Raw genomic sequence first — 11,218 nt, 5'->3', positions numbered from 1 at the left:
CCGGGCGGCGCGGTGGCGTCGGCCCGGGTGAGCACCACCGGCCGCACCGGGGCGTCGGCGAAGGCCGCCTGCCCCGGGTCGAGGTCGAGCGAGCCGGAGACCACGACGAGCGTGGGGTACTCGGCCAGGCCGTGCGCGCGGCGCCAGGCGCGCCGGCCCTCGTCGAGCCGGACCGCGCGGTAGTTCTCGTGGCGCAGCGTGCCGGCGGCGACCACCAGGGCGTCGCAGAGCATCCGCAGCAGCCCGAACACCCGCTTGTCCGGCTCGCCGGAGAGACCGGCGGAGTAGTCGTCGACCGTGACCGCGCCGTCGACGCTGGTCACGAAGTTGACCCGCAGGTGGGGACGGTCGGCGCGGCCGTAGAGAGCGGTGAGCGCGGCGTCGTCCAGGGGCTCGCCGGATGGGTCGGGCCAGAGCCGCGAGATCGGAATCCCGACGCTCATTCGCCGGCCGGACCCGTGACCGGAGGGGTGGGTCGGGGGGTACGGTGCTGGCAGTCGCACCAGTTCCGACCCGGACAGTCGTCGTGCCGCCTGGCCCGGCACGCTCGGCAGATCATGCTCGCAGCCTAGTTCCCTCAGGAGGGTGGGACCCCTATGCCGCGTCAGATCTTCCAACTGAGGATCTCCCTGACCGGGGTCCGGCCGCCGGTCTGGCGCCGGGTGCTCGTGCCCGGTGGTTACACCCTCGACCGTGTGCACCGGGTGGTGCAGCACGCGGTGGGGTGGCGGGACTGCCACCTGCACTCGTTCGAGATCGACGGCGCGCAGTACGGCGAGCCCGACCCGGACGGCGAGCTGGCCCTGGACGACGAGCTGGACGTCCGGCTGGACGCGGTCGTCGGCAAGGGCAGCCGGTTCCACTACACGTACGACTTCGGCGACTGGTGGGAACACGACCTGGTGGTGGAGGACGTCTTCACCGCCGACCCGGAGGGGCGCTACCCGTCCTGCCTGGACGGGGAGCGGGCCGGCCCGCCCGAGGGAGTCGGTGGGCCGTCCGGCTACCAGCTGCTGCTGGCCGCGCTGGCCGATCCCGGGCATCCCGAGCACCAGGACATGCGTGACTGGGTGGGGGACCGGTTCGACCCGGCCGCCTTCGAGGCCGGTCCGGTGTCGACGCTGCTACGTCGCCTCTGCTGAGGGTCTCTGCCGGCCGGTTCACTGAACCGTTTCGGCGTTCAACGCCGTTCGGCGGCCCGCCGCGCCCTGTCCGGGTGGTGTCAGCAGCGGGGCAGGGTCCTCACCAGGGCAACTGAACCGTTTCTGCCGAGGCCCGTTGCGGAGCGCCACCGTGAAACCTCCCCGCGGTAACGATCTGGGAACGCTCCCAACGGCCTATTGACACCCCCGACACCCCCCGGCAATCTCATGGGAGCGCTCCCGGCGTGGCGCGGATCACCCGTCCGTGCCGGCGAGACCGCCCGTCGGCACCGGGCTCCGGCCCGCGCCGCGGCACCCCCCACCACACCCGACAGACAAGCCTCACCACCGAAAGAGGGGTCAGGATGAGCCTCACCACGCGGCGCACCCGCCTGGCGGCCGTCGCCCTGGCCGCGATCACCGCCGTCAGCGGTCTCGCGGCATGCGGCAACGACGACGACACGCCGGCCGCCGGCGAAAAGCCGGCGAAGCTGGTCGTCGACACGTTCGGCGAGTTCGGCTACGACGAGATCATCAAGCAGTACGAGAAGGACACCGGCATCAAGGTCGAGCTGCGCAAGACCGCCCAGCTCGGCGAGTACCGGCCCAAGCTGGTCCGTTACCTCGCCACGGGCAAGGGCGCGGCCGACGTCACCGCCCTGGAAGAGGGCATCCTCAACGAGTTCAAGGCCAACCCTCGCAACTGGGCTGACCTCACGCCGCTGGTCGCCGACCACTCCAAGGAGTACCTGCCCTGGAAGTGGGAGCTCGGCAAGGCACCGGACGGCCGGCTGATCGGCCTGCCGACCGACGTCGGCAGCCTCGCCGTCTGCTACCGCAAGGACCTGTTCCAGGCGGCCGGCCTGCCCACCGAGCGGGACCAGGTGTCGGCGCTCTGGCCGGACTGGAAGGGCTTCCACGAGGCCGGCAAGAAGTACAAGCAGGGCAGCGGTGGCAAGGCGTTCATCGACTCGATCACCGCCGTCTCCAACGGTGTTCTCTTCCAGCAGGGCAGCGATCTGTTCTACGACAAGGAGAACAACATCATCGCGGACACCAGCCCCGCGGTGAAGAACGCCTGGGAGACCGCCACCTCGATGGTGGACATCTCCGCCAAGGCGTCCACCTGGTCGCCGGAGTGGTCGGGTGGCTTCAAGCAGGGCACCTTCGCGGCCACCTTCTGCCCGTCCTGGATGCTCGGCATCGTCTCGGAGAACTCCGGTCCGGCCAACAAGGGCAAGTGGGACGTGGCGGCCGTGCCGGGTGGCGGCGGCAACTGGGGCGGCTCGTGGCTCGCCGTTCCGGAGCAGAGCAAGTACCCGAAGGAGGCGGCGAAGCTCGCCGAGTACCTGACCAGCGCCACCAGCCAGGTGGAGGCCTTCAAGGCCAAGGGCCCGCTGCCCACCAACCTGGAGGCGCTGAAGAACGAGGCCTTCCTCAACTACACCAACGAGTACTTCAGCAACGCGCCGACCGGCAAGATCTTCGGCGACAGCGTCGCCAAGATCCAGCCGATCCACCTGGGCCCGAAGCACCAGGCGGTGAAGGAGAACGCGCTGGAGCCGGCCCTGCGGGCGTTCGAGAACGGGCAGGCCGACAAGGCCAAGGCCTGGGAGCAGTTCACGAAGGACGCGAAGACTCAGGGTGCCTTCTGAGTGATTCCCCGCCGGTGGCGTTCGGGACTTCCCGGACGCCACCGGTTGGTCCCCTCCGCGTAGCGCCCTGCGCGAGGGCCCCCGGGCCTCGCCGGAAAAGGAAACTCGCATGAGCCTGTCGGCCACGACGGCCCCACCGTCGCCAGCAGCACCCCCGTCTCCCGACGTCCCTCACCGACGTCGCCGGGGTTATCTCCTGAACCGCCTCGACCTCAAGTACTCGCCGTACCTCTACATCGCCCCGTTCTTCCTGATCTTCGGCGCGTTCGGGCTGTACCCGATGGTGCGTACCGCCTGGATGTCGCTGCACGACTGGGACATGATCGGCGACCACTCGTTCATCGGCTTCGACAACTACACCCGGTTGCTGTCCGACGAGTACTTCTGGAACGCGCTGCGCAACACGATCGGCATCTTCGCCCTGTCGACCATCCCGCAGCTGCTCCTCGCGCTCTTCCTGGCGAACCTGCTCAACCGGACGTTCCTGCGCGCCAAGACCTTCTTCCGGATGGCCATCTTCGTCCCGAACGTGGTCTCGGTGGCCGCGGTCGCGATCGTCTTCGGCATGCTGTTCCAGCGGGAGTTCGGTCTGTTCAACTGGCTGCTCAGCCTCGTCGGTGTCGAGGCGGTCGACTGGGACGGGCACCGGTGGAGTTCCTGGACCGCCATCGCCTCCATGGTCAACTGGCGGTGGACCGGTTACAACACGCTGATCCTGCTCGCCGGCATGCAGGCCATCCCGAAGGACCTCTACGAGGCCGCGGCGATCGACGGCGCCAGCCAGTGGCGGCAGTTCTGGCAGATCACCCTGCCGATGCTCAAGCCGACCTTCATCTTCGTGGTCATCCTCTCCACGATCGGCGGCATGCAGCTCTTCACCGAGCCGCTGCTCTTCGGCAACGGCAACATCATCGGCGGCAACCAGCGGGAGTTCCAGACGCTGGCCATGTACATGTACGAGATGGGCATCGTCAACCTGAACACCGCTGGCTACGGCGCCGCGGTCGCCTGGGCGATCTTCATGATCATCGTCGTGGTGTCCCTGATCAACTTCCTACTCGTCCGCCGCTCGGCGAAGTGAGGAGAGCTCGGTGATCTCGGGTTCCCAGCGCCTGTGGCGCACCAGTCCGTTGACCTACGTGGCGCTCGTCCTGGCCGCGCTGCTGTCGATCTATCCCTTCTACTACATGATCGTGATCGGCACCCGCAGCCTGGACTCCATCAACGACGTGCCACCGCCCCTGACTCCCGCCGGAGCGTTCGGTGACAACTTCGGCCGGGTGCTCGACAACGACGCGGCCAACTTCCTCAAGGGCATGATGAACTCGATCATCGTCTCCTCGGTGGTCACCCTGTCGGTGGTGCTCACCGGGTCGCTGGCCGGGTTCGCCTTCGCGAAGCTGAAGTTCCGGGGTCGGAACGTCCTGCTGCTGTCGATCATCGTCACCATGATGATCCCGACCCAGATGGGCCTCATCCCGCTCTGGGGCATGATGCAGGACCTGAAGTGGTACGACACCCTCTACGCCGTCACCGTGCCGTTCCTGGTCAGCGCCTTCGGCGTGTTCATGATGCGCCAGTACGCCAGCCAGGCGATCTCCGACGAATTGATCGAGGCGGGGAGGGTCGACGGCGCGAGCACGTTCCGGATCTACTGGAGCATCGTGCTGCCCGCGCTGCGCCCGGCCGCCGGCGTGCTCGGTCTGCTGACCTTCATGGAGACCTGGAACTCGTTCCTCTGGCCGTACGCGATCCTCAGCCCGGAGAACCCGACCCTGCAGGTCTCGCTCTCCTTCCTCTCGTACGCCTACTACACCGACTACTCCCAGGTCTTCGCCGCCACCGCGGTCGGCACCATCCCCCTGGTGCTCGTCTTTCTCCTGTTCGGCCGCCAGATCATCGGCGGGATCATGGAAGGTGCCGTCAAATCGTGAGCAACCCCGCCCGCCCGCCGGCCGCCGGTGCACTCGCCGAGCGTCCGCCGCTGACCTTCCCGCCCGGTTTCCTGTGGGGTGCCGCCACCGCGGCGTACCAGATCGAGGGCGCGGCGACCGAGGACGGCCGGGCCCCGTCGATCTGGGACACCTTCAGCCACACCCCCGGGCGGACGGTCGCCGGGCACACCGGCGACGTGGCCTGCGACCACTACCACCGGCTCGACTCCGACGTCGCGCTGATGGCCGAGCTGGGCCTGAAGTCGTACCGGTTCTCCGTCTCCTGGCCCCGGGTGCAGCCGGGCGGGTCCGGCCCGGCCAACGCCGCCGGCCTGGACTTCTACCGGCGGCTCGTGGACGAGCTGCTGAGCCACGGGATCGAGCCGTGGCTCACGCTCTACCACTGGGACCTGCCGCAGCCGCTGGAGGACGCCGGCGGCTGGCCGGCCCGGGACACCGCCGCCCGGTTCGCCGACTACACCACGCTCGTCGCCGACGCGCTCGGCGACCGGGTCCGCTACTGGACCACGCTCAACGAGCCGTGGTGCTCGGCGTTCCTCGGCTACGGCTCCGGCGTGCACGCGCCGGGCCGCTCCGACGGAGCGGACGCGGTCCGCGCCGGGCACCACCTGATGCTCGGTCACGGCCTCGGCGTGCAGGCGCTGCGGGCCGCCCGCCCGACCTCCGAGGTGGGCGTCACCGTCAACCTCTACCCGGTCACCCCGGCCAGTGACGCGCCCGGCGACGTGGACGCCGCCCGGCGTATCGACGGGCTCGCCAACCGGTTCTTCCTCGACCCGCTGCTGCGCGGCGCGTACCCGGCGGACCTGACAGCCGACCTCGCCGGGGTGACCGACTTCGGACACGTGCGCGACGGTGACCTGGCGACCATCTCCAGCCCGCTGGACCTGGTCGGGATCAACTACTACAGCCGGCACGTGGTGGCCGCCCCGGTCCCGGGCGAGCAGCCCGAGGCGTACTGGCGGGCGCCGTCGTGCTGGCCGGGCAGCGAGGACGTCCGCTTCGTCACCCGGGGCGTGCCGGTCACCGACATGAACTGGGAGATCGACGCCCCCGGCCTGACCGAGACACTGCGGCGGGTCCACGAGGAGTACACCGACCTGCCCCTGTACGTCACGGAGAACGGCTCCGCCTTCGTCGACACGGTGGTGGACGGGGAGGTCGACGACGTCGACCGGCTCGCCTACTTCGACGCCCACCTGCGTGCCTCGCACGAGGCCATCGAGGCGGGCGTGCCCCTGCGGGGCTACTTCGCCTGGTCGCTGATGGATAATTTCGAGTGGGCCTGGGGCTACACCAAGCGGTTCGGCATGATCCACGTCGACTACGACAGCCAGGTCCGCATCCCCAAGTCCAGCGCCAGGTGGTACGCCGAGGTGATCCGACGCAACGGTCTGGCCGCACAATAGGCTCGGGCCAGCCATCCGGGCGGTCCCGGTGCCGCACCCCCGCGGGGGTCGCACCGGGTCCGCCCGACGTCGGAGGAGCAGACGATGACAACGCAGCGCACCCGGTCGCTCGGGCGCCCGACCCTCGACGCGGTCGCCGCCCGCGCCGGTGTAGGGCGGGGCACGGTCTCCCGCGTGGTCAACGGCTCGCCCCAGGTGAGCCCCGAGGCCCGGGCCGCGGTGCAGCAGGCCATCGCCGAGCTGGGCTACGTGCCGAACCGGGCCGCCCGCGCCCTGGTCACCCAGCGCACGGACTCCATCGCCCTGGTGGTGTCCGAATCCGGCGACCGGGTCTTCACGGAGCCGTTCTTCGCCGGCATCGTCCGGGGCGTCAGCTCCGGGCTGCTGGAGACCCCGCTCCAGCTCTGGCTCGCCATGGTGCAGTCCCCGATCGAGCGGGAACGGGTCGAGCACCACCTCACCAACCAGCACGTCGACGGTGTCCTGCTGCTGTCGCTGCACGACGCCGACCCGCTGCCCACCCTGCTGGAGGAGCGTGGCCTGCCCACCGTGCTCGGCGGCCGTCCGGCCCGGATGCTGCGCCCCGGCGCCCAGCCGGCCTGGTTCGTGGACGTGGACAACGTCGGTGGCGCCCGCAACGCGGTGAAGCACCTCGCCGCCCGGGGGCGGCGCCGCATCGCCACCATCGCCGGCCCGCAGGACATGGGCGCCGGCCTGGCACGGTTGACCGGCTACAAGGAGGCGGTCAAGGCCGCCGGGGGCGGGCTCGACCAGGACCTCATCGCGTACGGCGACTTCAGTGAGGAGAGCGGGGTGGCCGGGATGCGCCGGCTGCTGGAGGCCTGCCCCGACCTGGACGCCGTCTTCGTCGCCTCGGACCTGATGGCGTTCGGCGCGCTGCGGGCGCTGCGCGAGGCCGGTCGCCGGGTCCCCGACGACGTGGCGGTGATCGGCTTCGACGACGCGCCGATCTCCCGGCAGGCCGATCCGCCGTTGACCACGGTGTTCCAGCCGGTCGAGGAGATGGGCCGGCAGATGGCACACCTGCTGGTGAGCCGCATCCGGGGCGAGGAGCTGTCCTCCCCGCACCTTCTGCTCGACACCCAGCTCATCGAACGCGCCTCCGCCTGACCGCGCCGGGCAAGATCGCGCTCGATGTGGGAAACAGTGGCATCCCACGCAGGGGGAGGCCACTACTTCACGGATCGAGCACGATCTTGCGGGTATGACCGGCCCGCCCGCCGGCGGCGCGGGACGCCGCGCCCCGTCAGGCGGGTGTCGTCCAGCGGCGGAGTTCGCGCTTGGCCAGGGAGGACCGGTGGACCTCGTCCGGGCCGTCGGCAAGGCGGAGGGTGCGGGCGGCGGCCCACAGCGCCGCGAGCGGGGTGTCCTGGCTGACGCCCGCGCCGCCGTACCCCTGGATGGCCTTGTCGATCACCCACTCCGCCATCGCCGGAGTGGCGATCTTGATGGCCTGGATCTCGGTGTGCGCGCCCTTGTTGCCGACGGTGTCCATCAACCAGGCGGTCTTGAGCACCAGGAGTCGGGCCTGCTCGATGCGGACCCGGGACTCGGCGATCCACTCCCGCACCACGCCCTGCTCGGCGAGCGGCCGGCCGAAGGCGACCCGCTCGACCGCCCGCCGGCAGAGCAGCTCCAGGGCGCGCTCGGCCATGCCGATCAGCCGCATGCAGTGGTGGATCCGGCCCGGGCCGAGCCGGGCCTGGGCGATCGCGAAACCGGTGCCCTCCGCGCCGATGAGGTTCTCCGCCGGTACGCGGACGTCGTCGAAGTCGATCTCGGCGTGCCCGCCGTGCGCGGCGTCGCTGTAGCCGAACACCCGCATGCCCCGGCGGACCGTCACGCCGGGGGTGTCCCGGGGGACCAGGACCATGCTCTGCTGGCGGTGCCGGTCGGCGCTCGGGTCGGTCTTGCCCATCACGATGAAGATCTCGCAGGTCGGGTCCATCGCACCGGAGGACCACCACTTGCGCCCGTTGATCACGTACTCGTCGCCGTCCCGGGTGATCCGGGTGGCGATGTTGGTCGCGTCGGAGGAGGCGACCCCGGGCTCGGTCATGCAGAACGCCGACCGGATCTCGCCCTCCAGCAGCGGCTTCAGCCAGCGGTCCCGTTGGGCGTCGGACCCGAACTCGGTGAGCAGTTCCATGTTGCCGGTGTCCGGCGCGGCGCAGTTGAGCGCCTCGGGGGCCAGGTGCGGGCTGCGGCCGGTCAGCTCGGCCAGCGGCGCGTACTGGAGGTTGGTGAGCCCGGCACCGTAGCGCGGGTCGGGGAGGAACAGGTTCCACAGGCCCCGCCGGCGCGCCTCGGCCTTCAGCTCGGCCATGACGGCCGGCCGCGCCCACGGGTCGCCGGTCGCCTCGACCTGCTCGGCGTGCACCGGCTCGGCCGGGTACACGCACTCGTCGAGGAAGGCGGTGAGCTGCCCGTGCAGCTCCTCGGTGCGGGCGTCGTACGCGAAGTCCATCACTTCCCCCTGACGGCGAGCAGTCCGTGTGCGACCAGCGGCTCCACCATGTCGCCGATCCGGTCGAACCCCTCACCCAGCGTCTGGCCGAGCGTGTGCCGGTAGTGGATGCCCTCGCAGATGACGGCGAGCTTGAAACAGCCGAGCGCGACGTGCCAGTGCAGCGGGCCGACGTCGACGTCGCTGCGGCCGGCGTACCGCTCGATCAGCTCGGCGCCGGCGGGGAAGCCGGCGCGCGGGCCGAGGCCGTCGGCGACCGGGTTGCCGGCGGCGGAATCACTGTCGCCGAGCACGTCCCAGTAGGTCAGCAGCAGCCCGAGGTCCGCGAGGGGGTCGCCGAGGGTGGCCATCTCCCAGTCCAGCACGGCCCGTACCGCGACCGGATCGACGGTGGCGAGCAGGTTGTCCAGCCGGTAGTCGCCGTGCACGATCCGGCCGGCGTTGGCGCCCTCCGGGGCGGTGGCCGCGAGCTGGTCGCGCAGCTCCTCGATGCCCGGCAGCGGGCGGCTGCGGGAACGGTCGAGCTGCCCGGCCCAGCGCCGGACCTGCCGGGCGAGGTAGCCCTCGGGGCGGCCGAAGTCGGCCAGGCCGACCTCCGCCGGGTCGACGGTGTGCAGCGCGGCGAGGGTGTCCATCATCGCCATGGCCAGGTCCCGCCGCTGGGCGGCGCTGAGCGGGTCGGTCTGACCGCGGCTGCGGAACACCTCGCCGCGGACGCGTTCCATCAGGTAGAACGGCGCTCCGATCACCTCGGCGTCCTCGCACAGCAGCAGCGCGGCCGGCACCGGTACGTCGGTCGGGGCGAGTGCGGAGATCACCCGGAACTCCCGGGCCATGTCATGCGCGGTGGCGAGCACGTGGCCGAGCGGCGGCCGGCGCAGCACCACCTCCTGACCGCCCGTCCGGAGCAGGTAGGTGAGGTTGGACTTGCCGCCGGCGATGAGGGTGGCCCGCAGCTCGCCGCCGGCCAGCTCGGGACGGTGCTCCGTCAGGTACGTCGCGAGCCGGTCCAGGTCCAGCCCCCGGGGTGTGGGGGTCGGGGCGTGCGGTTGGAGGGCCGGCTCGGTCATCCGATTAGTTGATGGCAGCTCAGCTTTCTTGTCAAGGTCGGATTTTGCCCCCGGGACATGCCGCTGCAACGGGGACGAAATGGTCACTGGGCAGGCTGGGCACCAGCCTGCCGGCCGCCGTGCCGGCCCGCCGAGCGGAGGTTCACCGATGTTGCTGCGAGTTCGGGTCACCCTGCCGGATCGTCCGGGCACCCTCGGTCAGGTGGCGCGCACCATGGGCGTCTCCGGCGCGGACATCGTCCAGGTGGTGGTGCTGGAACGGCTCGGCGGCCGTGCGGTGGACGACTTCACCGTGGTGTGGCCCGGCGCGGCGCGGGTCGAGCGGCTGCTGGCCGGTCTGGCGGCGATCCCCGGCGTGCAGGTCGACGGGGTGTGGCGGGCGATCGGCGCCCCCACCACCACCGGCCAGGACGCGGAGCTGCTGGCGCAGGTGGCCGGCAACCCGGCCGACGGGCTGGCCACCCTGGTCGACGCGGTGCCCGGCCTGCTGGCCGCCGACTGGGCGGTGGCGGCGGTCGTCCCGGTCGACTGGGCGTCCCGCGCCGGGGCGGGCAGCGAGGCGACCGTCGGGCACGCGAGCTGGCGGACCCCGGTGCCGCCGCAGCTGCCGGAGATCACGCCACTGCGGGCCCGGGCGATCACCACGGCCGAGGGCGACCACTTCGCGGTCGCGCCGTTCGGGCGGGCGGGCCTGGTCCTGCTGGTGGCGCGGGAACGCAGCGACACGCTCGCCGCCCCCGCCTTCCACTCCACCGAGGTGGACCGGCTGGCGCAGCTGGTCCGGGCCAGCGCGGTGATCCTCGGCGACCGGCTCGACCTGGTCGGCGCCCCGCCGGTGACCACCTGAGCGACCGCGCGTGGGCCCGGAACGCGATCCGGGCCACGGGGTGTGGCGCAGACCGCACCGGCGGAACCGGACCCGTCACCCCGAGGCAACCGGCCGGCAACAGCCAGCGGCGAGGGTCGTACCGGGGAAGGGAGACAACCATGACGCTCTGGCGGATCCGGGCCACCGTGGACGACCGACCGGGTTACCTGTCGGTCCTCACGGCGAGCCTGGCGTTGCGTGGGGTCAACATCCTCACCGTGCAGGTGCACACGACCGAACGGGGCGCGGTCGACGATTTCCTGGTCGACGCGCCGGACAACCTCGACGAGGCCGACCTCCTCGCCGCCGTGGAGCGGGGACGAGGCCGGGACTGCTGGGTGGCGCGCAGCGAGGCGCGCGGGTTGGCGGACCAGCCCACCCGGGTGCTCGGTCTGGCCAACCGCCTGGTCCGCGATCCGGACGGGACCGGGGAGGCGCTGCGCGCCCTGCTCGGCGCGGACACCGTCACCTGGCGGCCGGCTCGGGCCGAGGCGGGCGGGATCTTCGACACCACGATGGTGCTGGCCGACCCGGGCGGGGGGTCCTACGCGCTGCGACGGGCGGCCCCCGGGTTCACCCCGGCCGAGTACGCGCGGGCGCAGGCCCTGGTGGAGCTGGCGGCCACCGTCGC

Annotated in this window: 11 protein-coding genes; 8 read left to right on the top strand and 3 right to left on the bottom strand. The window is 71.4% G+C overall.

Annotation, left to right across the window (positions count from 1 at the left end):
- Nucleotides 1-443 (bottom strand): dihydrofolate reductase family protein (locus AB0I76_RS13305; protein WP_357034169.1); only part of this gene is annotated, 443 nt, incomplete at its 3' end.
- Nucleotides 444-596: 153 nt separating this feature from the next.
- Here AB0I76_RS13305 and AB0I76_RS13300 point away from each other — a divergent pair.
- From AB0I76_RS13300 to AB0I76_RS13275, 6 genes are all read left to right on the top strand, one after another.
- Entirely contained in the window at nucleotides 597-1,142 is a 546-nt protein-coding gene (locus AB0I76_RS13300) for a plasmid pRiA4b ORF-3 family protein (protein ID WP_357034167.1), read from the top strand.
- A 365-nt stretch (nucleotides 1,143-1,507) separates the two neighbouring features.
- Complete coding sequence (locus AB0I76_RS13295; RefSeq protein ID WP_357034165.1) at nucleotides 1,508-2,797, top strand: extracellular solute-binding protein; 1,290 nt, start codon at nucleotides 1,508-1,510, stop codon at nucleotides 2,795-2,797.
- Between the two features lie 109 nt (nucleotides 2,798-2,906).
- On the top strand, nucleotides 2,907-3,878 hold the full coding sequence (locus AB0I76_RS13290) for a sugar ABC transporter permease (protein ID WP_357034163.1): 972 nt from the start codon (nucleotides 2,907-2,909) through the stop codon (nucleotides 3,876-3,878).
- Between the two features lie 10 nt (nucleotides 3,879-3,888).
- On the top strand, nucleotides 3,889-4,731 hold the full coding sequence (locus AB0I76_RS13285) for a carbohydrate ABC transporter permease (protein ID WP_357034161.1): 843 nt from the start codon (nucleotides 3,889-3,891) through the stop codon (nucleotides 4,729-4,731).
- Nucleotides 4,728-6,161 (top strand): GH1 family beta-glucosidase, encoded by a 1,434-nt coding sequence (locus AB0I76_RS13280; RefSeq protein WP_357034159.1) that lies wholly within the window; start codon nucleotides 4,728-4,730, stop codon nucleotides 6,159-6,161. Before AB0I76_RS13285 ends, AB0I76_RS13280 begins: the two co-directional genes overlap by 4 nt.
- An 84-nt stretch (nucleotides 6,162-6,245) precedes the next feature.
- Nucleotides 6,246-7,292 carry a LacI family DNA-binding transcriptional regulator gene (locus AB0I76_RS13275; RefSeq protein ID WP_357034156.1) on the top strand — a complete coding sequence of 349 codons (1,047 nt, stop codon included), beginning with the start codon at nucleotides 6,246-6,248 and terminating at the stop codon, nucleotides 7,290-7,292.
- 136 nt (nucleotides 7,293-7,428) lie between these two features.
- Here the strand turns inward: AB0I76_RS13275 and AB0I76_RS13270 are convergent, their stop codons facing one another.
- Nucleotides 7,429-8,649, bottom strand: coding sequence for an acyl-CoA dehydrogenase family protein (locus tag AB0I76_RS13270; protein ID WP_357034154.1), 1,221 nt, complete (start codon nucleotides 8,647-8,649; stop codon nucleotides 7,429-7,431).
- Entirely contained in the window at nucleotides 8,649-9,719 is a 1,071-nt protein-coding gene (locus tag AB0I76_RS13265) for a phosphotransferase family protein (protein ID WP_357034152.1), read from the bottom strand. The genes AB0I76_RS13270 and AB0I76_RS13265 overlap by 1 nt, the downstream gene beginning before the upstream one ends.
- A 148-nt stretch (nucleotides 9,720-9,867) precedes the next feature.
- Here AB0I76_RS13265 and AB0I76_RS13260 point away from each other — a divergent pair, with 148 nt between their 5' ends.
- Both AB0I76_RS13260 and AB0I76_RS13255 read left to right on the top strand, forming a co-directional pair.
- Nucleotides 9,868-10,566, top strand: a complete 699-nt coding sequence (locus AB0I76_RS13260) for an amino acid-binding protein (RefSeq protein ID WP_357034150.1) — start codon at nucleotides 9,868-9,870, stop codon at nucleotides 10,564-10,566.
- Between the two features lie 140 nt (nucleotides 10,567-10,706).
- Nucleotides 10,707-11,218 (top strand): ACT domain-containing protein (locus tag AB0I76_RS13255; RefSeq protein ID WP_357034148.1); only part of this gene is annotated, 512 nt, incomplete at its 3' end.

The organism is Micromonospora sp. NPDC049799, from assembly GCF_040656655.1.
In the GTDB taxonomy this organism is placed as follows: Bacteria; Actinomycetota; Actinomycetes; order Mycobacteriales; family Micromonosporaceae; genus Micromonospora.
The sequence above is the reverse complement of the archived record's forward strand: the minus strand, read 5'-3'. Positions and strand labels throughout refer to the sequence as shown.

Bases quoted from the DNA above. Each gene is read 5' to 3' on its own strand.
- AB0I76_RS13300 (WP_357034167.1), top strand. From the start codon at position 597: ATGCCGCGTCAGATCTTCCAACTGAGGATCTCCCTGACCGGGGTCCGG.
- AB0I76_RS13265 (WP_357034152.1), bottom strand. From the start codon at position 9,719: ATGACCGAGCCGGCCCTCCAACCGCACGCCCCGACCCCCACACCCCGG.
- AB0I76_RS13270 (WP_357034154.1), bottom strand. From the start codon at position 8,649: ATGGACTTCGCGTACGACGCCCGCACCGAGGAGCTGCACGGGCAGCTC.
- AB0I76_RS13275 (WP_357034156.1), top strand. From the start codon at position 6,246: ATGACAACGCAGCGCACCCGGTCGCTCGGGCGCCCGACCCTCGACGCG.
- AB0I76_RS13260 (WP_357034150.1), top strand. From the start codon at position 9,868: ATGTTGCTGCGAGTTCGGGTCACCCTGCCGGATCGTCCGGGCACCCTC.
- AB0I76_RS13295 (WP_357034165.1), top strand. From the start codon at position 1,508: ATGAGCCTCACCACGCGGCGCACCCGCCTGGCGGCCGTCGCCCTGGCC.
- AB0I76_RS13290 (WP_357034163.1), top strand. From the start codon at position 2,907: ATGAGCCTGTCGGCCACGACGGCCCCACCGTCGCCAGCAGCACCCCCG.